We start from the raw sequence: 24,407 nt of genomic DNA on the forward strand, positions 1-24,407 counted from the left end.
GGCTCGGCTGGCCTGATCCTGCATGTTCCTTATCGACTCTTCCGGGGATCATCATTGAACGTCAGCTTATGAGGCGCAATCGCGTATTTCTAACCAAAAGGATGAGGTTACAAACGCAAAGCCCTCCGGCGAATTTCGCCGGAGGGCCACGAAAAACGAAGCGTTTTCCAGTTCTTACTTGATATCGACGCCGTAGAAGATGTGACCGCCGAACGGGTCGATCTTGTAGTTTTCGACGCGAACGCTGACCGGCTCAGACACAACAGAGTGAGCGATGGTCGCCCATGGAGCCTGCTCCTTGAAGATCTCCTGTGCCTGCTTGTAAAGCTCGGTACGCTCTTCCGGATCGGCCGTGATCTTGGCTTTCTGGATCAGCTCCTCGAATGGCTCATGGCACCACTGTGCACGGTTAGAGCCACCAACAGCATCACAACCAAGCAGAACTGCGAGGAAGTTGTCCGGGTCACCATTGTCGCCTGTCCAGCCCAGAAGTACGGCCCCATCGCGATCCAGTTCCTTGGAGCGCTTCAGGTATTCACCCCATTCGTAGGAGACGATTTCAACGTCCACGCCGATCTTGGAGAAATCTTCCTGAATGAGCTGTGCCATGCGGCGTGCATTCGGGTTATACGGACGCTGAACCGGCATTGCCCAGACCTTCATGTCAAGATCAGTCACGCCTTCCGCTTCCAGCATGGCCTTGGCGGCTTCCGGATCATACGGATCGTCTTCGATTTCCTCATTGTAAGACCAGATGGTTGGCGGAAGCGGGTTCTTTGCAACCTTACCAGCACCCTGGAACACGGCCTCAAGGATCGCATCCTTGTTGATGGCCATGTTCAGCGCCTTACGAACCTTCGGATTGTCAAATGGCGCCATTTGAGTGTTGTAGCCAAGGTAACCGACGTTCAGGCCTTCCTGCTGCATGAGGTTGATGCTGTCATCGCTCTTCATGGCTTCAAGGTCAGCCGGGTTCGGGAATGGCATCACGTGACACTCACCAGCCTTCAGCTTCTGGTAGCGGACAGAGGCATCCGGGGTAATCGCGAAGACCAGATTGTCGATTGGCGCTTTGCCAGCCCAGTATTCAGGGTTTGCCTGATAGCGAATGATGGCGTCTTTCTGGTAACCAACAAGCTGGAAAGGTCCGGTCCCGACCGGCTTCTGGTCAAACGCTTCCTTGTTGTCCATCATCTGCTCAGCGTATTCGGCAGAGTGGATGGACGCAAAGTCCATGGCCAGGTTCGCAATCATCGGCGCTTCTGGGCGGGACAGCTTGAACTTCACCGTGTAGTCGTCAACCTTTTCGATGGACTCGATCAGGTCCGGCATGGACATGGCGTTGAAGTACTCATAGGTACCGCCGGAAACATCGTGATACGGGTGGTTTTCGTCATACTGGCGCATGAACGAAAAGATTACGTCATCTGCATTGAAATCACGGGTGGGCGTGAAGGTGTCGGTTGTGTGGAACTTGACACCCTTGCGCAGATTGAAGGTGTATTCCTTACCGTCTTCGGAGACTTCCCAGCTTTCGGCAAGCGCAGGGACGATCTTGGTCGTGCCGCGCTCAAACTCGACTAGCTTGTTGAAGATCTGGCGGGAAGAAGCATCGAACGTGGTGCCGGAAGTGTACAGCGACGGCGTGAAGCCTTCCGGAGACCCTTCAGAACAATAAACGAGCGTCTTGGCCATGCTTGGCGCAGCCATTACAACGGAAGCGGCCAGTACACTGCCAAGCAAAAATGATTTTTTCATAGTACGTCCCCAACTGATTGGTATTTTTCTCCAGATATCTATCTGGTGAGCAAAGCATCACTCTCTCCGCGCCGCTTCGCATCCCAGACCAATCTGCCCCGCAATACCCGACCCTCACGCACCAAAGCTGCGCGTCGCGCCGTGCATTCCGGCCCCACTGATATATATTGAAGGGGGAAATAGGTAAACACCTCATTGGGTAATTCAGGTATATTCTCCCTTTGCAGCGCAAAAACTCAGCCGATTTATATTGGATTTGGGCAGAGTTTCGTAAAATCGTGCCAACGAACTCGCGCAGCGGACGCGCCACAACTAACGGAAGAATCGATAGCTTCAGCCCGCTACTTTTCATGGAATCAGCCGTTGTGCTTGCCCACTGGATCGACACATGAAAAAGGCCGGCGGAATACCGCCAGCCTTCAAAGGTTACTCTCAAGTCACACTCTCCCGGCACCTATCCGGTGCGAGCCAGACGTTCCTTGATATGGGCAATGTCTGCTCTCGGCGTCGCGTTGAACAGGGTCTTGGTGTACTCGTGCTGAGGGTTATCGAACACTTCGTCCCGCGTGCCGTACTCAACGACCTCACCAAAATACATGACCATGACCTTGTCGGCGATGTAACGCACCACTGACAGATCGTGAGAGATGAACAGGTAAGTCAGGTTGAACTCTTCCTGAAGGTCGGCAAGCAGGTTCAGGATCTGCGCCTGAACAGACAGGTCCAGTGCCGATACCGGCTCATCCAGAATGAGCAGCTTCGGGTTCAGCATCAGCGCACGGGCGATGGCCACACGCTGCCGCTGGCCGCCCGAGAACATGTGCGGGTAGCGGTTGAAGTGCTCAGGGCCCAGACCAACCTTGACCAGCATTTCCATGGCCTTGTCGCGGCGCTCTTGCGCCGGAAGGTCGGTATTCAGCATCAAAGGCTCGGTAAGAACGTCACCAATACGCTGGCGCGGGTTCAGCGAGCCATATGGGTTCTGAAAAACGATCTGAACCTTGCTGCGCAGATCCGGCGTGATCTTTTGCTTGGCAATGTCAATTTTCTTGCCTTCAATCAGAAGATCGCCATCTGTTGCCGGATCAATCAGGGTCAGGATACGGGCAAGCGTTGACTTGCCGCAGCCACTTTCCCCCACCACCGCCAGGGTCTTGCCGCGCTCGAGTTTGAAACTTATGCCCTTGAGCGCACGGGTTACGTTGACCTTGCCGAACATGCCTTCCTTGCTGCGATATTCACGCACAAGGTCGCGGGCTTCAAGAATGATATCCTCTGCCATCAGGCTGCCCCCTCACCGTTCATGTGATAGTCCGACACCGTTGGCAACCGGTCGCCCGTCGCGTTTTCCGGCAGAGCGGACAGCAGCGCCTTGGTATACGGGTTTTGAGGGTTCTCGAAGAGGGAAAGCACGTCGGCCTCCTCCATCTTCTTGCCCTTGTACTGCACAACCACCCGGTCGGCTGTTTCCGCCACAACACCCATGTCGTGAGTGATCATGATAAGCCCCATGCCGGACTTGGCCTGAAGGTCCATGAGCAGATCCAGAATCTGCTTTTGAATGGTCACATCCAGCGCCGTGGTGGGCTCATCCGCAATCAAAAGCTTGGGTTCACAAGCAATGGCCATGGCGATCATAACGCGCTGGCACTGCCCGCCAGACATCTGGTGCGGGAACTTCTTCAGGGTCTTTTCCGGTTCAGGCATGCCTACGGAATTCAAAAGTTCAATGGCGCGGGCCTTGCGCTGCTTCCTGTCCAGACTGGTATGTTCCTTCAGAGTTTCCTCAATCTGGAAGCCCACTGTGAAGCAGGGGTTCAGACTGGCAATGGGTTCCTGAAAGATCATGGAGATGTCCTTGCCGATCACCTTGCGGCGCTTGCGGCGAGACATGTTGAGCAGGTCCATGCCCTCAAACTCGACGCGATCAGCCTGGATATGCCCATTGCTTGCCAACAACCCCATGACCGCCAGCATGGCAACGGACTTGCCCGAGCCACTTTCACCCACGATGGCCAACACTTCCCCAACTTCGATGGAGTAGCTGACGTTGTCGAGGGCACGGAAGCGACCAGTCACGGTGTCAAATTCCACCGTCAGGTTTTCGATTTCCAATAGAGCCATAGGGGTCAGCTCCTCTTCAGCTTGGGATCGAGCGCATCGCGCAGCCCGTCACCGATCAAGTTGATGGCCAACACGGTCGTCAGGATCGCAACACCCGGGAAGGTGACAACCCATGGCGCACGCAGGATGAACTCACGGGCTTCTGCCAGCATTGTGCCCCATTCCGGGGTTGGTGGCTGAGCGCCCATGCCAAGGAAGCCAAGAGCGGCCGCGTCAAGGATTGCCGTGGAGAACGACAATGCAGCCTGCACAATCAGGGGCGCCATACAGTTGGGCAACACCGTTACGAACATCAGACGCAATGTGCGAACACCTGACACCCGCGCGGCCATGACATACTCACGGCTCATTTCCGAGATAACCGCAGCGCGGGTCAAACGGACGTAGTACGGCTGTTGCACGATCGCGATGGCGATCATGGCGTTGATCAGTGATGGTCCGAGGATGGCCACGAGCACCAGCGCCAGAAGCAAGGACGGGAAAGAAAGAATGATGTCCATGATGCGCATGATCACGGTATCAATCCAGCCCCGGAACGTGCCGGCGACAAGTCCCAGGCAGATGCCGACAACCAGTGCAACCGAGACCACAACCACGCCAATGAACAAGGAGAACCGGCTGCCGTAGATCAGGCGAGACAACAGGTCACGACCAACGGCATCGGTGCCGAGGATGTGGTTCCAAGAACCGCCATCCATCCAGACTGGTGGCACCAACAGGGCATCACGATACTGAACCGTTGCACCATGAGGCGCGATAAGAGGCGCGAATACCGCGATGAAAACCAGTACGATGAAGAAGTACAGGCCGAAAACCGCACCACGGTTGGTCTTGAAATGACGCCAGAAGCCCTTGAGCACTTCGAGGCGGGTATCCGGCGCGCTGTTCTGAGTTGTATCAGTCATGATTTACTCCGTGTGCCGGATCTTCGGATTGACCAGACCGTAGGCCAGATCGACGAGAAGGTTCACAAGCATGATGATGGCGGCGATCATCAGCAACCCGCCCTGCACGACCGGATAGTCGCGGCGGAAGATGCTATCCACCATCCATTTGCCGATGCCCGGCCAGGAAAAAATGGTTTCCGTCAGAATGGCACCCGCAAACAATACACCAATTTGAAGTCCGATGACGGTGATCACCGGGATCAAAGCGTTGCGCAATGCATGAAGAGCCACAATTCGGTAGGTGGACAGCCCCTTGGCGCGCGCCGTACGGACGTAGTCCTCGTCCAGCACTTCAAGCATGGCCGAGCGGGTCTGACGGGCGATGACAGCCAGTGGAATGGTGCCAAGTACGATCGTCGGCAGAATCAAATGGTTCACGGCGGACCAGAATGCGCCGTCCTGATCGGAGAGCAGCGTGTCGATCAGCATGAAGCCGGTCACGGGCTCGATCCAGTACATCAGGGAGATACGGCCTGAAACGGGGGTCCATTGCAGGATGCCCGAAAACAGGATGATCAGAAGCAATCCCCACCAGAAGATGGGCATGGAATAGCCGACCAGAGCGGTGGTCATCACGGTATGATCAAGCGTTTTACCGCGTCGTACTGCAGCCAGAATACCCGCTGGCAGGCCCACGACAGCGGCGAAGATGATCGCGCACACCGACAGTTCAATGGTTGCCGGGAACAGAGCCATGAACTCCGTCAAAACCGGCTGTTTGGTCACGATTGAGGTGCCCAGATCCCCTTGAAAGATGTTGCCCAGATAGGTCAGGTACTGCTGCCAGATCGGCTGGTCATAGCCGAACTGTACCATCAGTTCCTGATAGCGTTCTGGACTTACCCCGCGCTCCCCAGCGAGAAGTAGAATTGGGTCCCCCGGCAGTAAGCGAATGAAAAAGAACGAAGTCAGGGTAACTCCAATGAATGTGGGTATTAGGAGCCCCAGTTTTCTCAATATGAGACGAAGCATTCTGCTGACACACTTTTTGACGGTTTGGCACACAGCGACCCAAAACAACCGCTGCGATACGTGAAAATACAAAAGTATCCCGGCGAATACTCGCCGGGATAGACAAAGTCCAGCGGAAAATTATTCTACTTCAGATCTACAGGATAGAAGTAATGACCTCCCAGCGGGTCGATCTTGTAGCCTTCAACTCGCTTGCTGACCGGCTCGAAAACGATCGAATGTGCCAGTGTTGCCCATGGAGCCTGCTCCTTGAAGACAACCTGCGCTTCTTCATAAAGAGCCGTACGCTCTTCCATGTCAGAAACGGTCTTTGCCTTCATAATCAGCTCATTAAAGCCTTCATGGCACCACTGCGAGCGGTTGGATCCACCAACGCCATCGCAGCTGAGCAGCACGGACAGGAAGTTATCCGGATCACCATTGTCCCCGGTCCAGCCCAAAAGCACCGCGCCGTCACGATCCGTCGAGCTGGAGCGCTTCAGATACTCGCCCCATTCGTAGGATACGATTTCCACATCCACGCCAATCTTGGAGAAGTCTTCCTGAATTAGCTCAGCCATGCGGCGGGCATTGGGGTTGTAGGGCCGCTGAACCGGCATTGCCCAGATCTTCATGTCGAGATCGGTGACGCCTTCTGCTTCCAGCATGGCCTTGGCCGCTTCTGGATCATACGGGTCATCTTCGACGGAATCGTTGTACCCCCACATGGTCGGTGGCAACGGGTTCTTGGCGATTTTACCCGCACCCTGGAACACGGCGTCGATGATGGCCTGCTTGTTGACAGCCATGTTGAGCGCCTTACGGACCTTTGGATTGTCGAACGGGGCCATCTGCGTGTTGTAGGCCATGTAACCGACGTTCAGACCTTCCTGCTGCATCAGGTTGATGTTCGGATCGTCCTTCATCGCGTCAATGTCAGCCGGGTTGGGATAAGCCATGACATGGCATTCGCCCGCTTTGACCTTCTGGTAACGTACCGACGCATCAGGGGTGATGGCAAAAACCAAATTGTCGACCTTGGCCGGCCCGGCCCAGTAGTCTTGGTTGGCCTTGTAGCGAATGACCGCATCCTTTTGGTAGCCAACAAGCTGGAATGGACCCGTGCCGACCGGCTTCTGGTCAAAGGTGTCTTTGCTGTCCATCATCTGCTCGGCATATTCCGCTGAATGAATGGAAGCAAAATCCATGGCCAGGTTGGCAATCATCGGCGCTTCTGGACGAGTCAGTACAAACTTCACAGTGTAGTCATCGACCTTGTCGATGGACTTGATCAGGTCCGGCATGGACATGGAATTGAAGTACTGATAGTTGCCGCCCGACACGTCATGATACGGGTGGCTCTTGTCCAACTGGCGCATGAAGGAGAAGATCACATCATCCGCGTTGAAGTCGCGACTAGGCGTAAATTCACGGGTGCTGTGGAACTTTACGCCCTTGCGCAGATGGAAGGTGTACTCCAGACCATCTTCGGATACGTCCCAGCTTTCGGCCAGCGCCGGGATCACCTTGGTGGTGCCGTAATCAAACTGGACGAGCTTGTCAAAAACCTGACGGGAGCTTGCATCGAAGGTGGTGCCAGACGTGTAAAGTGCCGGGGTGAAGCCTTCAGGCGACCCTTCGGAGCAATAAACCAAGGTCTTGGCGAGGGTCGGGTTTGCGAATGCCAAAGCAGCGACAAGCGCACCTCCCATCAATAGGCTCTTTTTAAGTTCCATTATCGTCCTCTAGGTATTCCAGTGTGTTATTGAAGCGGCTGTTTTCCGCTCGCTTGTGGAGTGACGGCTCTGTGCCACCTCACTCCGAAATCCATTGGCGGCTCATCAGTGCTCAAAATTGCGACACCTCGCCCACCGATCAAAACGTGTGATCGGTTCGATTGCCCCCAGTGATCCTCCCGCTAACCGCCTGTAAAAAAGCACGGCGCATATCAAGGAGAGAAATTAGGGATTAAACCAACAAAATGTCATAATCTTTCACTAGTCACCGACGATAGCAGTAGAAAATTCCACTCCCCGCCCTTCAATTAGTTTTTTCACTTAAATATTTTTGCTTTACACGCACAAGTGTGCAGCGCGCGCAAAATTAGGGCAACAGCTCTGACCCATACGGCATTTCAAGCCTATATTTTAGGCATCTACGCAATAAAACGCTCATAACCGCCACATTGATACATCAGTCATTGCTGTGGATAAGGGGCCATATCCGCAGTTTCGTCATGTGGACATTGTTTTGCTCTCTTAGCGGCATCTGGAAATTTCAGCACGTTTTTTGATTCCATCACCTCTTCACAGAATGCGGGCGAGCGGTCTTGTTGGCTTAAAACAACTCCTCCAAGCCGAACGGCTGTGAAGAAAAAACCGGACAGCCCAGTCCTGCGCCCTCAAGCCGGATAGTTCTGACTGCGAAATGGTCAATTCCGTCCAAAACCGTCGAGTTTTCATTGTTTTTCGGTCGCTTAGACCTCATTCTCTGCCAATGGCGGGAAGCCGCCGACCAATTCCAAAAGGTGCCGAGGACAGGGTTCAACCATGAGTGATGAATTCGAACAGCGTATAATCGATCTTGAAATTCATGTCGCACATCAGTCAGATACGATCGACACGCTGAACCAGGTGGTCACGCAACAAGGCAAAACGATCGACCGACTGATGAATTCGCTCAACCAAATGCGCGAGTTGGTCAGTGATCTGCAGGACATTGCGGACCACATCCCGGCGGACCGCAAGCCCCCGCACTACTGAGGGACCTCCCCTGTTATGTGCTCAACATCGACATACTAGATCAGAACGCGACAAGCGAAGAACATATGAAACGCACAATTGAAACGATTGAAGGCGATACCACGGGCGTGTCTTACAGCATTCCCGTTTACACTGTGAGCGGTGCTCGCAGCGACACAGCCCCATCAGCCTATCTGCAAGCCGGTCTGCATGCCGACGAACTCCCCGGCCCTGCAGCCCTGCACTTCTTTCTTGAAATGCTTCGCGAAGCCGAGGCGGAAGGGCGCGTTCTGGGCGCAGTAACCGTCGTGCCCCACGCCAACCCAATCGGCTCCTCGCAATATCACTTCCAGAAAATGGAAGGGCGCTTCAGCCTTGGAACTCGCGACAACTTCAATCGCGCCCACCCTCACCTCGAGCGCCCTGATCAGGCCCTTCTGCCGGTTGATGATACATCCATGTCAGCGGACAAGAAGCTGAAATGGCGCTTGGCGAAGCTGTCCCTTGGTCACGACATCATCCTTGACCTTCACTGCGATGACGAGAGCCTGAATTACGTTTACATCGCTGAAGAGCTTTGGCCACAAACACAAGACCTGGCCTCATGCCTTGACGCCGATGCGGTGTTGTTGTGGTCGGGAGATGCGGACCAGCCGTTTGAATCTGCCGCATTGGCCCCCTATCTTGGCCCAGACTACAAGAAGATCCTGCAGGAAAAGCTGGTCGTGTCCACCATCGAGCTTCGTGGCCAACGCGATGTAGACCGCACCACGGCCCACCTTGACGCGCGCCGTTTGTTCAACTTTCTCGTGGCGCGCGGTGTCATTGAAGCAGACATGGGCGTCAGCCCGCCCAAACCCTATCAGGGTCCGGTCATTCCACTCCTGAATATCGACATGCTTGAGGCTCCTGTCCCGGGGATCATTCTTTACCACGTCGATCCGGGTTCTGAAGTGGAAGAAGGGCAACCTCTGGTAACCCTTATCCGTGAACCGGGTAATCCTGACAGAGACGTTACGTTAACGGCTCCACAGGCTGGTCTTATCCTCACGCGCCGTAGTCATCGTTACACCCGTTCCGGGGATGCCCTGCTGAAATTGCTTGGCAGCAAGCCCAGTGCTACGGGCAAAGGAAGTATTCTGGAGAACTAATCGCAAGCCTCATCCAAGGCTCCTCTGGGATAACAGCAAGATGAGGCCCGAAGGTGTGACATCTGTACGCATGTCATCGGGCCTTCCTAATCTAACGTAAAAGCTGTACACGTTGCTCCAGTTGTTTGACAGATATTTCTGCTGTCGTCATCATAACTGCACCTGCCCGAGGGCAGGCTGTGATCGTGTGAATGCTAAAATAAGAAAGTAGCCCCATGGCGATTGACCATTTGCTGGCAGAACATGCGCGGGAAAGCCTGGCCGACAAGGCCTACCGTCTCATTGAGGAACTGATTGTAAATCTTGACCTCTCCCCGGGCATGGTTCTGACAGAAAGCGATCTTTGTGAACGAACCGAAATCGGTCGTACTCCTGTGCGCGAAGCAATCAAGCGGCTCTCTACCGAAGGGTTGATTGTCATCAGACCCCGCAAAGGCCTGTTTGTCTCTGAAGTCGAACCAGCCGAATATGTGTTGATGCTGGAAACCCGTAAACCTCTGGAACAGCTGATGGTTGCATCAGCCGTCAAGCGGGCCACAGCGCAGGAGCGTGAGGCTCTGGCGGAATGTGCTGAGGAAATTCTCAAGCAAGCGCGCGCTGAAGATGTGAAGGGCTATCTGAGAGCTGACAAAATCTTTGATGAGGTGCTGTGCGCGGTATCACGCAATCCATACACCGCACGGGCCTGTGCTCCGCTGCAGACCATGAGCAGACGCGCATGGAGTGCCTTCCGAGGGGCTGAGAAGCTGGAAGATTCAGCCATCCTGCACCGCGATGTAGCTGTGGCTTTGGCCAACAACGATGCGGACAAGGCACAGGAAGCCATTACGCAGTTGATGGACCACCTGACGCATTTTGCCGTGGAACAGGCAGAGCAGCATGAACAGATTGCGCTGGCTCGTTGAGGCAGCGCTGCTAGATGGGGTCGATGCGAGCGGTTCGTCCGCTCGCTCCCATCAAGATTGAGTAGGATTTGCCTTGCTCAACCGCGACCCGGCGCCCGCCATACAGGGTCGACTGACGCACACGCATCTCGCCATGTGCGGTTTCAAAACGCCAAATACCGCTATACACATCAGAAGCTTGCACCGGCGCGTACATGATTTCGCAGCGCGGGGGCGCGGACGGAGGCCTGGCAACTACCAACAGGTTGGCACGGATATCATGCCCTTCATCGTCCTGATCAATGTATCCCACTGCCCGGTGGATGACCTGATATCCGCCCGTCATTGCTACATGGGCTCCACGGCTTCCTGAGGCACGTGGAACGCGAACTCCTGCACCAGAACATCCTGAACGATATCCACGCCAAACCGCTCGTTGACGCGTGTCTTGATTTCGTCGGTGATGTCTTTCAGCTCCGTACGCTCCAGCTGCGCGAACCGCTTGTCCGCACGGGCGTAAATCAGACGAAACGCCTCATCCACCACGAACGCATGAGGCGGCACAGCCAGCTTTGCCAAGGTTTCTGCATCAATTGTGAAAACGAACTTGGCAATGATGTACCCGTAAATGTGACCATCTTCCAATACAGGCACATTGATTGGCTGCGTTTTCTGGTAGTCAAGCCCTTCCAGATGCGCTTCCTTTTGCATCATGGGGTCGTTCTGCGTTTTCCAGAGAGCCGTGGCGTATCCGGCAAACAAGGTCACGCCGCAGATCCATATGCCGGTCAGAAGTATCTTGAACATTGCGGATTACAAGCCTCCTGCAGACGCGTCATAGGTTCCATCGGAATCGATTTCCCGAATGGCATCCGTCAACTTGCTCGACAAATCGCGCACTGTTTCCAATTGGGTGGACAGCAATTTGAGGTTCAATGCCACCCGTTCACGCAGGTTTTGCAGGCGATCCACCAGTGCGGACGGCAAGTCATCCAGCGCAACAGTTTCACCAACGCGCTCCAACTCCAGCATGACCTTGCTCTTGCGGTAGGCAGCTTCTTCAAGATCGAAGGCCTCGTGGGCGTTTATAGCGCGAATTTCTTCCTCAACGACTCGCTCGGCGCGCTCGATAATGGCCTCAAGGCGGGCGTATTCCTGCCCGGACATGTACCGGCCGGTCTGAACGGGCTCGGCTTGCGTGAGTTGTTGATGCGTGTCTGCTTCCTTGACGAGGCTTGTATGCGCCTGTTCAGACATTATGCGTCACCTTTTTGAGTTTCTGTCTGGAGAGAGTCAGGCACCAACCGTTCGGCCAAGCCTATACCGCCGCTACGCGCCATCTGGGCCGCCAATTGCTCGGCCATCATGCCCTTCCACATATGACCAGCTGTGCCACTGCCAAACACGCTATCCATGTTGGTGGGCAGCATGGACTTGATGAAGGTTTGCAAAACAGCAGCTTCGAGCTTTTCGCCAAGACTGTCTTGCGCAGCATTGGCAACGGAATGCACACCTTCCGCCGTGCGGCTTTCAACCGGCGTACCTGAAGAAGCAAACGAAGCTCCGGTTCCGCTGGCGCCGACCTGCTCGGCACGCGCCATTGCCGAGACCCAAGACACTTCTTCGCCAGCGACCGGAAGATTCGCAGCAACGGACACAGGCTTTGACAAGGATTGCCGGGCCGACGAGACTTCAAGCGGATCAGCCTGCTTGAGGACATCCATCACGATATCACCGATGGGAGAAACAGCCATGAGCGAAAACCTCAAGGTTCAGGGGTGGACCTAGTTGCCGAAACCGTACTTAGCGAGGCTTATCCCGGCCTGACCTTTGTTTGAGGACCTGCAGCTCGGCCACTTCCATCAAAGACTTGCGTTCGGCATTTCGGTCGTGATCGGTCTTGGCTTCCTTATGCTGCTTTTCGGCCATGGTGGTTTTGCGCTTTTCACCCAACAGTTGATCCGTCAACTGTTTTACTCGGGCCTGCTTGCGCGTTTTCTCGGCAGCAGCTCGTTTCAGTTTCCGCGCGATCGTCTGATTGACCACTTCCCCGAGCGGCCCCTCATGACTGCCCCACTGACTTGTCAGGTCCTCCGCTCGCTCCTCCAGCGCGTGAATATCAGCGTTGGCTACCGAGATTTCGTAGCGAATGGCCTCTTCTTGTTGGCGCTGAACCTTGACGATGCGCTGAAGGCGCGCCATGCGTTTTCTGTCCATGGCCTACTCCAACACCAACCACATGCCCAAACCATTGAAGAACAAAGAAATCATCTCGGAAATTGTGAGATAGAGCACGAAGACACCCCCGAGAACAATGATCGGCAGCCCCACGAAGTACACCGGAAGCTGTGGCATCAACCGGTTGGTCAGCCCCAACGATAGATTTATGATCACACCGTAGACAAAAAACGGCGCAGTGATGCGCAACGCCAGAAGAGCCCCTTGTGTCAGGCGATCAGCCAATTGCAGGGTGGCCGCATTCGGCATGAATACCCCCTCCACCGGGACGGCTGCATAGGACTGAGCGATAGCCATAAACACGTCAATGTGCGCATCCGATATGAACAGCATGGCCGTTGCAGACAAGGTCACAATGGCAGCCAACGGGGGCACTTGCTCGTTATCCTCCACCATGGGCACAGGCATGTTGAAGCTGGTGGCATTGGCAGCAGCGCCCATAAGCATTTGCAACATGGCAAAAAACACCCGACCGAACAGACCAATCACAATGCCGATAATCAGCTCAGCCAAAATGATGCGAACCAGTTGCCCCGTATCTGCTTGAGCCACCGCCGGCTGAACCTGGGACAGCAATAGCGGGGTGATAGCAAGCGTCGCCGACAGAGCAATGAACAGGCGCACCCGAAGCGCCACGCGTGGCGAGGCGAACCCGGGCATGACCATCAAACAGCCGCCCACTCGGCAGAAAATCACAAACGCTGATAAAAGAAGCGTCGGGATTTCCGTCAGATTCACGAGATCGTCCCCAAGGTCTCCACTTCGATGCCACGCGCCACTTCCATGTGAGACAGAACCGGCAAGGCCGGGAACATGCGCTCCGTGATCATGCGCACATAGGTTCGGGCCTCCGGAGCAACAACAAGAGCAAAACGATGGCCTGCTGCAATCCGTTGCCGGATCGCCTCCGACGCTTCCTTTGCAAAATCTTCGACCTGTTTGGGCTCCATGTCGAACTCGATCGCTTCACCGCTGGCATCGCGGCGCAAGGCCTGGTGGAAGGCCAGATCCCAGCGGTTGCCCAAACGCAGCACCTTCAGATGGCCATCATCGGCAATGTCTCCACAGATCTGTGTAGCCATGCGCGTACGTACGTGATCGGCAATCTGTTCCGGACGGCGTGCGTGCGGCGCAATTTCCGCAATCGCTTCAAGGATCAAGGAGAGATTTCGAATGGAGATTCGTTCCGCAAGCAACAACTTCAGCACGGCCTGAAGCCCCGAATAGCTCACATGCTGGGGAACGATATCATCTATCAAGCGCTTGTAAGCTGGATCCAGACGATCGAACAGATTGCGCATGTCCTTGTACGAGAGCAACTGCGCCAGGTTGTTTCGGATGACCTCGGACAAGTGGGTCAACACGACCGAAAGATTATCAACGGTGGTATACCCGGATCGCTTTACTTCGTGCTCGAACGCCTTGGGAACCCACATGGCCTTCATGCCGAACGCAGGCTCGCGGGTCTCTTTGCCTGGCAAGGCGGGCAAGTCTCGCTCCCCACCGATGACAAGCAACTCGCCGACTCGGATATCCTGGGCGGCAACCATGGTCCCATGAATGCGGAACTCGTAGCTTTTCGGTTCAAGATCAATGTTGTCGGTCAACTTGATCTCCGGCACCACGAAACCATACTGCTCTGCAAATTTCTTGCGCATCTTGTTGATGCGACTTCCGATTTCAGGTTTGGCCGCCAAGAGCCGCGAGGTCAACTGCTTGCCAAGGCGCACTTCGATTTCAGGCAGTTCCAGACTGTCCTTGACCGACTCGCGCTTGGCCTCTGCTTCCCGATCGGCAATTGCCTGCTTAGCCGCCGCTTCCTGCTTACGCTGAGCCTCCAGACGACGGGGAATGGAGTAAGCGGAAAACGCCAGTACGCCAGAAAGAAAGGCAAAGGGGAGAAATGGCAGCCCCGGCAATACACCCATCAGCAACATCAGAAGTGATGCCACACCCAGAGCACGCGGATAGCCCCCCAACTGTCCGAGAACGGCCTGCTCTGCCGAGCCCTTCGTACCGCCCTTCGAGACGAGAAGGCCCGCCGCGAGCGAGACGACAAGCGCCGGAATCTGCGACACCAGACCATCCCCCACGGACAGTTTGGTAAACACATCTGCTGCTTCGGACAACTCCATGTTGTAACGGGTCACGCCGATGATGATACCACCGAGAATATTGACGGCCGTAATAATCAGGCCTGCCACCGCGTCGCCGCGAACAAACTTCGAGGCACCGTCCATGGCGCCGAAGAACGAACTCTCCTCTTCCAACTCGTGGCGGCGGCGCTGCGCTTCCTTATCATCAATCATTCCGGCTGACAGGTCGGCGTCGATGGCCATCTGCTTGCCCGGAATGGCGTCAAGGGTGAAGCGCGCGCCAACCTCGGCGATACGGGTTGCACCCTTTGTGATCACGAGGAAGTTGATGGTGACAAGAATCGCAAAAACGATCAGACCGATCACGAAGTCGCCACTCATGACAAACTTCGAAAAGCCGTGAATGACGTAGCCAGCAGCAAGAGGTCCTTCGTGCCCCTCAGCAAGAATGACGCGTGTTGTTGCGATATTGAGAGCCAAACGCAACATCGTGGCAATCAGCAGGATTGTGGGAAACGAGGAGAACTCAAGGGGCCGCTGAATCCACAATGCCACCATGAGAATAAGCACGGAAAACGCCACCGATATCGCCAGCCCCATGTCAATCATGAAGGTCGGCATGGGCAGGAACAGCACAGACAGGATAAAGATTATCCCAACCGCAAATCCCAGATCCCGGCGGCTGGATGGTACTGATTGCACTGCATCGCTCATTCTACATTTCACCTGAAGTCAGCAAAAACCCGTCCAATTTCTCAGGACCATGCCGAAGGAAACTTGTGTGAGCGTGGAGGAGCGGAAGGAATGGGCTAAAAACCGTTTTCAATTCGGCCATATAGCATTTCGGTCAACGCAAAAATCTGGCCACCAATGAACGGACCCGTGACCGCGACCATGATAAGGATCGCAACAATTTTAGGAATGAACGTGAGGGTCATCTCCTGAATCTGCGTCAGCGCCTGGAACAGGGCGATCACAAGCCCCACGGCCATGGCAACACCCACTGCGGGGCCTGTCGCCACAAGCACGGTCCAAACCGCATTTCGCATGATATCGAGAGCGTCTGCTTCGTTCATTCTATTGCCCAGTTTGCCGATTCAGGCCCCGGCTGGCCACCCGCCCCCAACCATATTGAAGGCTGGAAGCGGTCAACTCGTATGCGGTTTGCAATCTTAAGGCCTCACGCCTCAGGATTCTCCAATGGCGCATCGGAAATAGTCACGCCCGGCTGCATAAGAATGGCCGTTCCGTCTTCCAGTACAGCAACGTTACCCTGATGGGTGACTTGCACGGACTCAACAGTCCCGGAGACTTTTCCGTCATGTGTTGTTATCGTTTTGCCGATAAGCACAGCGGCCTGATCAACAGAACTCTGGTTGAGCATTGCTTCCAAATTCTGGTTGGTCATCGTCGCCTGTTCCACAGCCGAGAACTGGGCCAACTGCCCCATATACTCTGCTGTGTCCATTGGCTGAGTCGGATCCTGATTTTTCAAGGATTCCATGAACAGATGCAAGAAAGCCTCGTAATCCATGTAGGCTTCATTGCGGTCTGCTTGTGCCGACGGCTGAGAGGAAGCGGAGGCAACGTTGTTTACTCCAGCGACTGTCATGATGTTGCTCCCGTTTTAGGCGGCCTGGCCGCGTACGTGATCGATGGATGGCATATCCGCAGGCAAGTCTCCGCTGGCGAGCACATCCGCCTCGACCTTGAAGAGCTTGCGCAGGGTTTTCAGCGTTTCAAAGAAGCGCCCCCGTTTCATCTGGTCTTCCACACGGTCCAACCCTTCATGGATGTCCAGATTACTTACGGCCCGACGCAGTGCCGCAATCATGTCCTTGTAGAGGGCAAGAACCTGCGGCTCGCTCGAAGGGTCAATCAGTGCATTCTGAACCACAAAGTAGAGCTGGCGCAGCGGTGTCGTGGTCTCTTCCGGCTGCATCACATGGCTTTCCAGAAGAAACGTGGCGTCGTTCAACAAGTTGATCGTGGTTTTCTGATCAAAACTGAGAACAGCTCCATTTACGAAAACCTTTTCGCCCGCGCGCAGATGAATACGCATGTGCACTCCCCTTAATTCAGACCGTCGCGAATATTCTCATTCACTTGAATCAGTGTGTCGAAATCTTCGGTTTCGCCACTGCGGATCTTGTCTGCGTGTTTGATGCAGAAAATGCCGATGGAAATGAGCTCCGCTCTGAGGTCCATGGGCAAAGCATTGTCGTCGCTGCCAAGGTCTTCGATCAGAAACGACCAAAGCTGACGGATTGTTATCAACGCCTTTGCGGCTTCATCGGAGGTAGGCCCAGCATCCCGCGCTTCTTCCAGTTGCTTGATCGCCAGCGTGAACACTTCCCGTTCCTGGGCGCGTTTATCAACCGCTGAATCTTCCAGGGTTTCGGCGTAGGACATCTGATACATGACAAAACCTTTTTATGTTTCTTTGACTGGCCGATTAGCGGATGTAGTTGAGCAGGCTCAGCTTGTTCAAACGCGAGGTAATCGCATAGTTGGCTTCAAGCTGGGTCTCGGCTTCCGTCAACCGAACAGCCACCTCATTCGGGTCGACGTTCTCGATTTCGTTTACACGGATGTTCAAGGTGGACATGCGGTTGTCGAGGCTCTTTTCAGCAAGATCCAAACGGTGCTGGACCGCACCGATATCGGTCTGCACCTTGTTGATCCCGTCGATACCCTGAGTGATTGCAGCTACCGAATTGTCGATGACGACAGATTCAGTCTCAGGATCCAGATCTGCTGCACCAATTAGCCCAACCATGGCATAGGCTTTGGCAAGCTGCTTGAAGGACTGATCGTTAGCCGACTGCGTGCTGTTCACGTTCACGCCGGTTTCAATGTTTGCAGACATCACCGTGTCTGTTGCATTGGACCAGTTCGCCCCCCAGTTTGCCGCATTGAATTGATTGGTCGCACTTGCCTCATCGTTGAAGGTGTCGTCCAGAAACGTCTGCATCTGGGCCTTCGTGATGTTTTTTGTGTTTGCGCTGTCGCTCAACGGAAACCCGAAGTGCGTTGCAAACTCCGCTTCAATCGCTGCCTTGGCCGAGGCTTCGAAATCCTGCATGGGCCCGCTGCCCACGTTCTCGCCACCAAACACGTAGACCCCACCGGCACTGGTGTTCAGCAGGGATGTGAGGGAGTCCATTTCCGTGTTGGCCAGCTTGGACAAGGTGATGATGGAGCCGCCGGTATCGCGCACACCAATCATCTGCGAGCGGAACGCATCGGCGGCTTCACGCAGCGTGTCTACCGACTGATAGGCAACATCCAGCTTCATCTCAGTCTGGCTATTGGACAGGTCCAAACGTTCAGCATAGTTGAAATCATTGCGCAAGGACGAGGCCGTGCCAGCCTGTGCACCCACCGCAAGACCAAGATCGGCATGTTTACCGGTTGCATTCTCAATGGTGAGGCGATGCAACTCGTTATTGCCTTCCTGAATGAACTGCACCATGCGCGAGGACATGGTCATGCTGGAAACATTATAGATTGCCATTACTTACCTCACCGTGGCCAAAAGCTCTTTAAACATGTCGTCAATGGTGCCGAGTAGCGATGCAGAGGCGGAATAGGCATTTTCCAGCGTCAGCATGCGCTGCATCTCCACATCGAGATTGACGCCCGTCTTGTTGGATAGCGTATCAACGGAAGACGTGAACGCTGCCGAATCCACCATGGCTACATCTGTAGATCGCTGGCGTTCTGCCGAGTACCAGCTGGTCGAGTTGGTGGAGAACGTCATCAGACTGGACGTCGGATTGACACCAGAGGCTGGATCAAACGTACGATCTGCATTCATCAGATCGATGGATTGGTTCAACCGTTCGGCAAAACCGTCCGTGCCTGCAGCGTTGTAAACATAAGCAGCACCGTTGACCCCGCCGTTGCGGAACAATTCCAGATTACCACCCTGCCCCGGATCAACCGCGGCATTGACCTTGATCTTAGATGCGAGCCCCGGAATATCCGCAGCAGTTGGCATACCCGGACCACCGGACCAATCAAACAGGCCGGTCAAGTCTGGTCCACCGCCGCCGCTCTGATCCACTTCCTTGAAGATGTCGATCAGCGCACTGGCCGTTTCGTCCAACTGGGTTTGAAGTGTTACTGCCGTCTCATCGCGGATCTGGGCATGTCCGGCCAAGGCACCGCCAGAGACCGGCTTTGTGGCACCTGGGCCTACCACTGACACTCCATCCACAACCACCTGACCCCCAACCGTGTTGGCGTCAAAGGCCGCAGTGGGCGTGAAGCTGACATCGCGAGCGGACGTTTCAAACAGGGTAACACCGCTATCGGTGTAGATAGCCAGATCGTTGTTGTCGCGATAGACAACTTCAATTCCGATTTCCTGCGACAAGGCCAGCAACTGTTGATCGCGTTTATCCAACAGCGCGTTGACGTCCTTGTTGCCGGCTGTGCCAGCAACAATGTCCTCGTTCAAGCTCTCCAGATCCGAAAGGATACTGTTGATCTTGTCAACCGAGGTGGCCATCGCAGCATCTGAATCAGTCCGCAGCTTTTGAACCCGCGACGCACCGTTGTGCAGGTCTGTCACCAAGGCATTGCTGCTATTGATGACAGTCTGACCCAACACAAGATTGGTCGGATCATTGGCATAGGCGCGCAGATCGGATTCAAGCTTGCCCAACCCCGACGACAATCCACCTGAGAACGGATCGCTGTCCGTGGCACCCAAGCGGTCGAGAAGGCTGGCATAGGTCTCCGACGCTGTTGCAGTGCTGCCATTCGCGATGACGGTTTCCAAACCGGCCCGGTCCGCCGCCCGCTGGGCATTGGACACGTATATGCCAGTGCTTGTTCCGGCATATACGGTGGTTACAACCGCTGACTGGCGGCTGTAACCCCGGTTGTTAACCTGGGAAATGTTCTGAGAATTGATCGCAAGCTCAGCAGATCGCGCCTGAATGGACGCCTGAGCTGTCAGCAGTGCTGATGACAGAGACATAGCCTAACCACCCCTTAGCGCAGATTGACGAGTTCCTGAAGGATCTCGGAACTGGTGGTAAACACCTTGGAGTTTGCGCTATAGGACCGCTGCGACTGGATCATCTCCGTCAATTCGGTAGCCAGGTCCACGTTGGACCCCTCAAGCGCGCCTGACAGCATGTCACCCAGTCCGGCTTCGCCAGGCAGGCCAATGCGCAACTCACCAGAAGCGTTGGTTACCGAGTACACGTTCCCGCTCTGGGCCGTCAGATTGTCCGGGCTTGGCACATCACCCACTGGGATCTTGTAGATGGCGATTTCATCGCCGTTTCCGAAGATCGCATTCAAGGTGCCATCCTGATCGATGCGGATGGATTCTACCGATGATGGGGCGTTACCATTCACATCAACATCAAGAACCGAAAAGTCCCCAGCCAGATGCTTGCTGCCACCCGCATCCATTGCGATGGTCTGCATCGGCGCGGCAGGATCCGGACCCGTGATCTCAATGTCGAAATTGCCACCGGCAGTGACGGACCCCGTTGCCGGATCAAAATCCAGCGTCGCCGTCGCGGGGTTCAACGTTGCGGTGTAAGCAGGATCGCTCGACGTCGCCGTCACTTCCCACTGGTTTACACCTGTCTTGGTATAGGCGAAATCAACCTTCACCTCGTTACCGTTGTAATCGTAGACCACCATGGAGGTGGATTCCGTGTCGCCCACGGCAGCACCAAACGGCAAAGTGGCATTCAGCTTGCCGCTATCGGAAGGAACCGCCTGCATCTCCATATTCGAGACATTGACCGTTTCAAGACCAGCGGTGCTGTTGGCGGCGCTGTTGATATTGCCCGCGGCGTCGATCGGGTACCCCTGCAGATAGTAACCTGCCGTATTCACCAGATCACCGCTGTTGTCGATGACAAATGCACCGGCGCGCGTCAGATACGGTGTACCCGAGGCATCGTTGACTATGAAGAAGCCATTGCCACGCACAGCAAGATCGGTCCCGCTTGTCGTGAAATTATAACCGCCTTCTTGGGAAATGGACTGCACGACTGATGTGCGCACGGAGCCTGAGTTGTGGCCCGAACCGCCGGACCCGACAACCATGGACGAGAATTGGGTTTCAACACCCTTGTAGCCCACCGTGTTCACGTTCGCCACGTTGTCAGCAACAGTGGAAAGCTTGTTCGCCTGAGCGTTCATCCCAGACACACTGGTGTTCATGATACCGTAGATACTCATCGATCTAATGCTCCTAAGATCGCAGGGACCCTTGATGTGTCCTCAGTTAACCGTTGTAAACTTGCCCGAGCCTGACTGAGTTTTCTCATTCAGAACGGGTAGTTGCGCCGTTTTCATCGACAAAACTGACGGGCATTCGACGTCCATTTGCCGAAGCCGCTGGCCACCATGTTGGCGATGACGCGGCAGATGTATCTTTTTTGTGCAGGGTCGTTATTTGGACCGGCGTGATAACGCGCTACAGCCATGGTCCATGTTCCTTCCCTGCGCTTGAGTTCGCTCAGAAAACGAGCCGCATAGGTCACGTTTTCCCGAGGGACCAACATGCTCTTCAGCGAAGGAAATTCCTGCGCGTGATAGAAAACGTTGATCTGCATGCACCCCACATCTATTAGCTTCTTGCCGCGGGCCTGTGCCCGGCGGATTGCGCGCACTGCATCAGCAGCACTTGGGGCAAAGTGAGAGGCCCCCTCGATATTGAGCGCATAGGGGTGCAGTGACCCTTTGCGCCCGGTTTCGGTAAGTCCCACGGAATAAAGAATACCGAGGGGCACGTTGTAGAGAGCGGCGGCACGTTCCAACTCACGTTCACACAACCGGATTCCGGTTTTGGAAGCCGTGGTCGCCAACGCTCCGGTGTCAGAGGTAAATACCGTCGCGCAAATCAGCAGCGTCGACGCCAGAACGCGCATCACGTCCTCTGCCCTCCTGAAAAGCTTTCTCACGACCGTTTTGATTGGGATGCCCGTCCCCGCCTCGCGCGTCACCGCCTTGGCGACCATCACCTGATCCGGCTCGATCGCCCATGCCTCTGTCGCCCTGACCGGACAAATGCTGCCGCACTTGATCAGACACGTCGTTGCGAACATTGATCGTCAGGTTTCCGGAATCCGTCCGATAACCGGCATCGCGCAGCACCTTGGTCAACGCCAGACTATCCCGTTGCAACTGCTCGGCCGCTTCCTTGGAGCTTGCGGTCATCGTAATTTCCAAGGCATCACCTGAAAGCTGCATGGAGACCCGTACGGTGCCAAGATTTTCTGGTCGCAGCTGTATTTCCAGTGTCTTTACGGGTGTCGCAGACTTGCTGTTCTGCGCCGCCTGAGACAGCTCACGAACCAGCTTGGCCGGATCGTTCAAACCACCATCTGCACGCATTACACCTTCCGCCACCTGACGAGATGGCCCCTTCAGATCACTCGTCGGCATGAAATGGGTCTCAGCCTTGAGAACCTTCACGTCCTTGGCCTCCGGCGACACCTCCGCTTCTCCGACAGAAGGCTTGGTGCCCGCATTCGGATCAACCCGCATCTCTTCCGCCGTGTTGGACGGCATCACCTTGCCTTGGCCCGCCGCGACTTGATCCGCTACCGGCTTAGCCACACCCTCACCAGGTATCGGGGTCGCCTTTCCAAGTTTAGAACCTTCTCCAGCAGCGGTTGCGGTTTGCAGGTCAACGGTTTTTCCCGTTTCCATTGTCTGCCCAGAAGCACGGGGCAAGGTCGCGCCCACCACGGCACCAGCTTGCCCTTGCATCTGCCCCTGGTTGGCTTGCGCGGCGTTGAGTGCCACAACAAGTCCAGCGGCAGTTTGCGCTGCGGTCGCCTGCGCCGATCCGGTTTGATTTGCTGCGCTCACGTCTGTGCTTTCGGCAGCCTCAGACGCGTCCCCACCGGTCTCATCACCAGCGAGTGCGAGCAAACGTTTCAAGGCTTTTTCAGCACCGGGCTCCAGCTCTTCGCCAGCAGCCAATTTAGACAGCAAGACTTCCGGCGCATTTTCCGGGTTTTTCACGGCCTTGGCCGCGGTTTTACCTTCCGGATTTTGCTCAAGAAGCTGCTTGAGCGCCGTTTGCATTTCCTCGCTCGTCGGCAAGCCTTGTGCAGCGCCCCCCTTTTCGTTGGCCGCTAGCGCGTTTTGCCCGCCATCGCGACCGGGCAAGGCGTGCTCCTTGCCCTTCCCGCCGAGCTTTTCGAACAGAGCAGTGAACTCTCCACTGCGCGCCTGTGTTTCGGCTGCGTCACCCGATCCGCCTTTCGGCGTCTTGGCTCCCCCGCTCATGCCGGGGGTCATCAGGACTGGTGCGTTACTCAAAATTCTGCGTCCTTCAAAACAGCATTCGCTTGCGCGAGACTCTCATGAACTTCGGCCAACACCTCAGTGTTGACACCATACTTCTTCAATTCATTGGGCGGCAGATGGGGCGCAAAAATAGATGCTTCGGTGATCTTGGGAGATGGCCATGCGCGAACGGAGTTGGCCACCCGGGCAACGGCGTCAGTAAGCACCTTGTTCTCTGGGGACAGCGACGCGTACTCGATCTTGCCGATCCCTCGAAGTGCCTCCAGCCAATCCTCTGACGACGCCTTTGCCGCAGCCACATAAAGCATCGCGTTGCGGCGCTCTTCCGGCTCAAGCTTGTCCATTTCCAAAATCATGTGCCCCGCCTTGCGGGCAAACTGCATGTTGCCGCTCACCAGCGACGCCCGTGACAAGGTCAACAACACCTGCAACCGCGATTTTTCATCAAAATCAGCGATCAGTTGGAACACCTTGTCCCAATCCGTCTCGCGTTGCAGATAGCTTGACGTGCTCATGGTTTCCGCCATGGTCTTGCGGAAATCATCGGCAAAGATCGACTTGGGATATTGAAACAAGTAGCGCTGCGCCAAGCGCTCGAACTTGTCATGCTGACCGATGCGCGCAACAAGCGGCACCTGACGACGCAACGCGCTTTCCTCGACCAAGGTACCGGGCATGAGCAGCCGGGCCAGATCGAAGCGTTTGTTTGCCTTGGCTGGCTGGTCCTGACTGAGAAGAATACCTTGGGCCAAGGCCACCTGACCTGAAAGGCCTGAAGGAAGGTCATGAACATCAACCTTTAAAAGCAGGTTTTTAGCAGCGGTCCGGTTCCCTTGCGAGTAGGCCATTGCGCCCGCAAACAGATTGGAGTCGGTGTTGAACGTAATGCCGCGCGAGGCCAACTCCTGAAATACCGATCCGGAGCCGCCGCTGAGCATAAACGCAACCGCTGCATTGGCCTGTTTGCGCTTTTCCCAAATCTGGGGATCGACCGACAGGAAGCGGCGGCCCAACACCAACAGTGAGGGTTGCAGCAAATCGTAGGCTTCCCGGTTGCCCTTGATGATTTCATCCTGGAGGATCTGCATCTCCAGAACCATCAGATCCGGATTGGCAGACACCGAGACCTGTGCTGTTGCCGGCCTGACCGCCACAGTACCCGTTGCGCCGAGTGCAATGGCTAGGCAGGCGGCTCTGATGGAATGACGCAACCTCATGC

26 protein-coding genes are annotated in these 24,407 nt (G+C 55.4%); 3 read left to right on the forward strand and 23 right to left on the reverse strand.

Annotated features, from left to right (window positions below; all coding sequences use genetic code 11):
- Positions 1–174: 174 nt before the first annotated feature.
- The 6 genes from G512_RS0117665 to G512_RS0117690 form a co-directional block, all read right to left on the reverse strand.
- Entirely contained in the window at positions 175–1,758 is a 1,584-nt protein-coding gene (locus G512_RS0117665; protein ID WP_028482854.1) for an ABC transporter substrate-binding protein, read from the reverse strand.
- Between the two features lie 454 nt (positions 1,759–2,212).
- On the reverse strand, positions 2,213–3,040 hold the full coding sequence (locus G512_RS0117670) for a dipeptide ABC transporter ATP-binding protein (protein ID WP_028482855.1): 828 nt from the start codon (positions 3,038–3,040) through the stop codon (positions 2,213–2,215).
- Positions 3,040–3,882, reverse strand: a complete 843-nt coding sequence (locus tag G512_RS21695; protein ID WP_051269574.1) for an ABC transporter ATP-binding protein — start codon at positions 3,880–3,882, stop codon at positions 3,040–3,042. Before G512_RS21695 ends, G512_RS0117670 begins: the two co-directional genes overlap by 1 nt.
- 5 nt (positions 3,883–3,887) lie before the next feature.
- A complete protein-coding gene (locus tag G512_RS0117680) occupies positions 3,888–4,787 on the reverse strand; it encodes an ABC transporter permease subunit (RefSeq protein ID WP_028482856.1) in 900 nt (299 codons plus the stop codon).
- Between the two features lie 3 nt (positions 4,788–4,790).
- Positions 4,791–5,801, reverse strand: a complete 1,011-nt coding sequence (locus G512_RS0117685; RefSeq protein WP_028482857.1) for an ABC transporter permease subunit — start codon at positions 5,799–5,801, stop codon at positions 4,791–4,793.
- A 125-nt stretch (positions 5,802–5,926) separates the two neighbouring features.
- A complete protein-coding gene (locus G512_RS0117690) occupies positions 5,927–7,516 on the reverse strand; it encodes an ABC transporter substrate-binding protein (RefSeq protein WP_028482858.1) in 1,590 nt (529 codons plus the stop codon).
- A gap of 813 nt (positions 7,517–8,329) precedes the next feature.
- On the opposite strand from G512_RS0117690, the gene G512_RS0117695 reads away from it, so the two are divergent.
- The 3 genes from G512_RS0117695 (at position 8,330) to G512_RS0117705 (ending at position 10,577) form a co-directional block, all read left to right on the forward strand.
- Positions 8,330–8,542, forward strand: a complete 213-nt coding sequence (locus G512_RS0117695; RefSeq protein ID WP_028482859.1) for a SlyX family protein — start codon at positions 8,330–8,332, stop codon at positions 8,540–8,542.
- 65 nt (positions 8,543–8,607) lie between these two features.
- Entirely contained in the window at positions 8,608–9,672 is a 1,065-nt protein-coding gene (locus G512_RS0117700; RefSeq protein ID WP_028482860.1) for a succinylglutamate desuccinylase/aspartoacylase domain-containing protein, read from the forward strand.
- Positions 9,673–9,887: 215 nt separating this feature from the next.
- The gene (locus tag G512_RS0117705; protein ID WP_028482861.1) at positions 9,888–10,577 is read left to right on the forward strand and encodes a GntR family transcriptional regulator; all 690 of its coding nucleotides are present in this window, start codon (positions 9,888–9,890) and stop codon (positions 10,575–10,577) included.
- A gap of 10 nt (positions 10,578–10,587) precedes the next feature.
- Here the strand turns inward: G512_RS0117705 and G512_RS0117710 are convergent, their stop codons facing one another.
- The 17 genes from G512_RS0117710 to G512_RS0117790 form a co-directional block, all read right to left on the reverse strand.
- Positions 10,588–10,902, reverse strand: a complete 315-nt coding sequence (locus G512_RS0117710) for a hypothetical protein (protein WP_208975058.1) — start codon at positions 10,900–10,902, stop codon at positions 10,588–10,590.
- Positions 10,903–10,904: 2 nt separating this feature from the next.
- Positions 10,905–11,363: a hypothetical protein gene (locus tag G512_RS0117715; protein ID WP_028482863.1), complete on the reverse strand. Its 459-nt coding sequence runs from the start codon at positions 11,361–11,363 to the stop codon at positions 10,905–10,907.
- A gap of 6 nt (positions 11,364–11,369) precedes the next feature.
- Entirely contained in the window at positions 11,370–11,813 is a 444-nt protein-coding gene (locus tag G512_RS0117720) for a hypothetical protein (protein WP_028482864.1), read from the reverse strand.
- Entirely contained in the window at positions 11,813–12,310 is a 498-nt protein-coding gene (locus G512_RS21700; protein ID WP_036490064.1) for a rod-binding protein, read from the reverse strand. Before G512_RS21700 ends, G512_RS0117720 begins: the two co-directional genes overlap by 1 nt.
- A gap of 49 nt (positions 12,311–12,359) precedes the next feature.
- A complete protein-coding gene (locus tag G512_RS21705; RefSeq protein WP_073833325.1) occupies positions 12,360–12,773 on the reverse strand; it encodes a hypothetical protein in 414 nt (137 codons plus the stop codon).
- A 3-nt stretch (positions 12,774–12,776) separates the two neighbouring features.
- The gene (locus G512_RS0117735) at positions 12,777–13,532 is read right to left on the reverse strand and encodes a flagellar biosynthetic protein FliR (RefSeq protein ID WP_208975059.1); all 756 of its coding nucleotides are present in this window, start codon (positions 13,530–13,532) and stop codon (positions 12,777–12,779) included.
- Entirely contained in the window at positions 13,529–15,604 is a 2,076-nt protein-coding gene (flhA, locus tag G512_RS0117740; RefSeq protein WP_028482866.1) for a flagellar biosynthesis protein FlhA, read from the reverse strand. Before flhA ends, G512_RS0117735 begins: the two co-directional genes overlap by 4 nt.
- Positions 15,605–15,699: 95 nt before the next feature.
- On the reverse strand, positions 15,700–15,966 hold the full coding sequence (gene fliQ, locus G512_RS0117745) for a flagellar biosynthesis protein FliQ (protein WP_028482867.1): 267 nt from the start codon (positions 15,964–15,966) through the stop codon (positions 15,700–15,702).
- Between the two features lie 104 nt (positions 15,967–16,070).
- Positions 16,071–16,502: a flagellar hook assembly protein FlgD gene (gene flgD, locus G512_RS0117750; protein WP_028482868.1), complete on the reverse strand. Its 432-nt coding sequence runs from the start codon at positions 16,500–16,502 to the stop codon at positions 16,071–16,073.
- Positions 16,503–16,517: 15 nt separating this feature from the next.
- Positions 16,518–16,952 (reverse strand): flagellar biosynthesis repressor FlbT, encoded by a 435-nt coding sequence (gene flbT / locus G512_RS0117755; RefSeq protein WP_028482869.1) that lies wholly within the window; start codon positions 16,950–16,952, stop codon positions 16,518–16,520.
- Between the two features lie 11 nt (positions 16,953–16,963).
- Complete coding sequence (gene flaF, locus G512_RS0117760; protein WP_028482870.1) at positions 16,964–17,311, reverse strand: flagellar biosynthesis regulator FlaF; 348 nt, start codon at positions 17,309–17,311, stop codon at positions 16,964–16,966.
- A gap of 34 nt (positions 17,312–17,345) precedes the next feature.
- A complete protein-coding gene (locus G512_RS0117765) occupies positions 17,346–18,407 on the reverse strand; it encodes a flagellar hook-associated family protein (RefSeq protein WP_028482871.1) in 1,062 nt (353 codons plus the stop codon).
- Positions 18,408–18,410: 3 nt separating this feature from the next.
- Positions 18,411–19,880 carry a flagellar hook-associated protein FlgK gene (gene flgK / locus G512_RS0117770; protein WP_028482872.1) on the reverse strand — a complete coding sequence of 490 codons (1,470 nt, stop codon included), beginning with the start codon at positions 19,878–19,880 and terminating at the stop codon, positions 18,411–18,413.
- Between the two features lie 14 nt (positions 19,881–19,894).
- Entirely contained in the window at positions 19,895–21,106 is a 1,212-nt protein-coding gene (locus tag G512_RS0117775; protein WP_028482873.1) for a flagellar hook protein FlgE, read from the reverse strand.
- A 113-nt stretch (positions 21,107–21,219) separates the two neighbouring features.
- Positions 21,220–21,789: a transglycosylase SLT domain-containing protein gene (locus tag G512_RS0117780; protein WP_407636271.1), complete on the reverse strand. Its 570-nt coding sequence runs from the start codon at positions 21,787–21,789 to the stop codon at positions 21,220–21,222.
- A complete protein-coding gene (locus G512_RS0117785; RefSeq protein WP_143181423.1) occupies positions 21,746–23,200 on the reverse strand; it encodes a flagellar hook-length control protein FliK in 1,455 nt (484 codons plus the stop codon). Before G512_RS0117785 ends, G512_RS0117780 begins: the two co-directional genes overlap by 44 nt.
- A complete protein-coding gene (locus G512_RS0117790; protein ID WP_028482876.1) occupies positions 23,197–24,405 on the reverse strand; it encodes a hypothetical protein in 1,209 nt (402 codons plus the stop codon). Before G512_RS0117790 ends, G512_RS0117785 begins: the two co-directional genes overlap by 4 nt.
- Between the last annotated feature and the right edge of the window lie 2 nt (positions 24,406–24,407).

Origin of the sequence: Pseudovibrio exalbescens DSM 16456 (assembly GCF_000422785.1) — a bacterium.
In the GTDB taxonomy this organism is placed as follows: domain Bacteria; phylum Pseudomonadota; class Alphaproteobacteria; order Rhizobiales; family Stappiaceae; genus Pseudovibrio; species Pseudovibrio exalbescens.

What these genes read in the sequence shown, in the direction of transcription:
- G512_RS0117665 (WP_028482854.1), bottom strand. Translation starts at nt 1,758, where the DNA reads ATGAAAAAATCATTTTTGCTTGGCAGTGTACTGGCCGCTTCCGTTGTA.
- G512_RS0117670 (WP_028482855.1), bottom strand. Translation starts at nt 3,040, where the DNA reads ATGGCAGAGGATATCATTCTTGAAGCCCGCGACCTTGTGCGTGAATAT.
- G512_RS21695 (WP_051269574.1), bottom strand. Translation starts at nt 3,882, where the DNA reads ATGGCTCTATTGGAAATCGAAAACCTGACGGTGGAATTTGACACCGTG.
- G512_RS0117680 (WP_028482856.1), bottom strand. Translation starts at nt 4,787, where the DNA reads ATGACTGATACAACTCAGAACAGCGCGCCGGATACCCGCCTCGAAGTG.
- G512_RS0117685 (WP_028482857.1), bottom strand. Translation starts at nt 5,801, where the DNA reads ATGCTTCGTCTCATATTGAGAAAACTGGGGCTCCTAATACCCACATTC.
- G512_RS0117690 (WP_028482858.1), bottom strand. Translation starts at nt 7,516, where the DNA reads ATGGAACTTAAAAAGAGCCTATTGATGGGAGGTGCGCTTGTCGCTGCT.
- G512_RS0117695 (WP_028482859.1), top strand. Translation starts at nt 8,330, where the DNA reads ATGAGTGATGAATTCGAACAGCGTATAATCGATCTTGAAATTCATGTC.
- G512_RS0117700 (WP_028482860.1), top strand. Translation starts at nt 8,608, where the DNA reads ATGAAACGCACAATTGAAACGATTGAAGGCGATACCACGGGCGTGTCT.
- G512_RS0117705 (WP_028482861.1), top strand. Translation starts at nt 9,888, where the DNA reads ATGGCGATTGACCATTTGCTGGCAGAACATGCGCGGGAAAGCCTGGCC.
- G512_RS0117710 (WP_208975058.1), bottom strand. Translation starts at nt 10,902, where the DNA reads ATGACGGGCGGATATCAGGTCATCCACCGGGCAGTGGGATACATTGAT.
- G512_RS0117715 (WP_028482863.1), bottom strand. Translation starts at nt 11,363, where the DNA reads ATGTTCAAGATACTTCTGACCGGCATATGGATCTGCGGCGTGACCTTG.
- G512_RS0117720 (WP_028482864.1), bottom strand. Translation starts at nt 11,813, where the DNA reads ATGTCTGAACAGGCGCATACAAGCCTCGTCAAGGAAGCAGACACGCAT.
- G512_RS21700 (WP_036490064.1), bottom strand. Translation starts at nt 12,310, where the DNA reads ATGGCTGTTTCTCCCATCGGTGATATCGTGATGGATGTCCTCAAGCAG.
- G512_RS21705 (WP_073833325.1), bottom strand. Translation starts at nt 12,773, where the DNA reads ATGGACAGAAAACGCATGGCGCGCCTTCAGCGCATCGTCAAGGTTCAG.
- flhA (WP_028482866.1), bottom strand. Translation starts at nt 15,604, where the DNA reads ATGAGCGATGCAGTGCAATCAGTACCATCCAGCCGCCGGGATCTGGGA.
- fliQ (WP_028482867.1), bottom strand. Translation starts at nt 15,966, where the DNA reads ATGAACGAAGCAGACGCTCTCGATATCATGCGAAATGCGGTTTGGACC.
- flgD (WP_028482868.1), bottom strand. Translation starts at nt 16,502, where the DNA reads ATGACAGTCGCTGGAGTAAACAACGTTGCCTCCGCTTCCTCTCAGCCG.
- flbT (WP_028482869.1), bottom strand. Translation starts at nt 16,952, where the DNA reads ATGCGTATTCATCTGCGCGCGGGCGAAAAGGTTTTCGTAAATGGAGCT.
- flaF (WP_028482870.1), bottom strand. Translation starts at nt 17,311, where the DNA reads ATGTATCAGATGTCCTACGCCGAAACCCTGGAAGATTCAGCGGTTGAT.
- G512_RS0117765 (WP_028482871.1), bottom strand. Translation starts at nt 18,407, where the DNA reads ATGGCAATCTATAATGTTTCCAGCATGACCATGTCCTCGCGCATGGTG.
- flgK (WP_028482872.1), bottom strand. Translation starts at nt 19,880, where the DNA reads ATGTCTCTGTCATCAGCACTGCTGACAGCTCAGGCGTCCATTCAGGCG.
- G512_RS0117775 (WP_028482873.1), bottom strand. Translation starts at nt 21,106, where the DNA reads ATGAGTATCTACGGTATCATGAACACCAGTGTGTCTGGGATGAACGCT.
- G512_RS0117790 (WP_028482876.1), bottom strand. Translation starts at nt 24,405, where the DNA reads ATGAGGTTGCGTCATTCCATCAGAGCCGCCTGCCTAGCCATTGCACTC.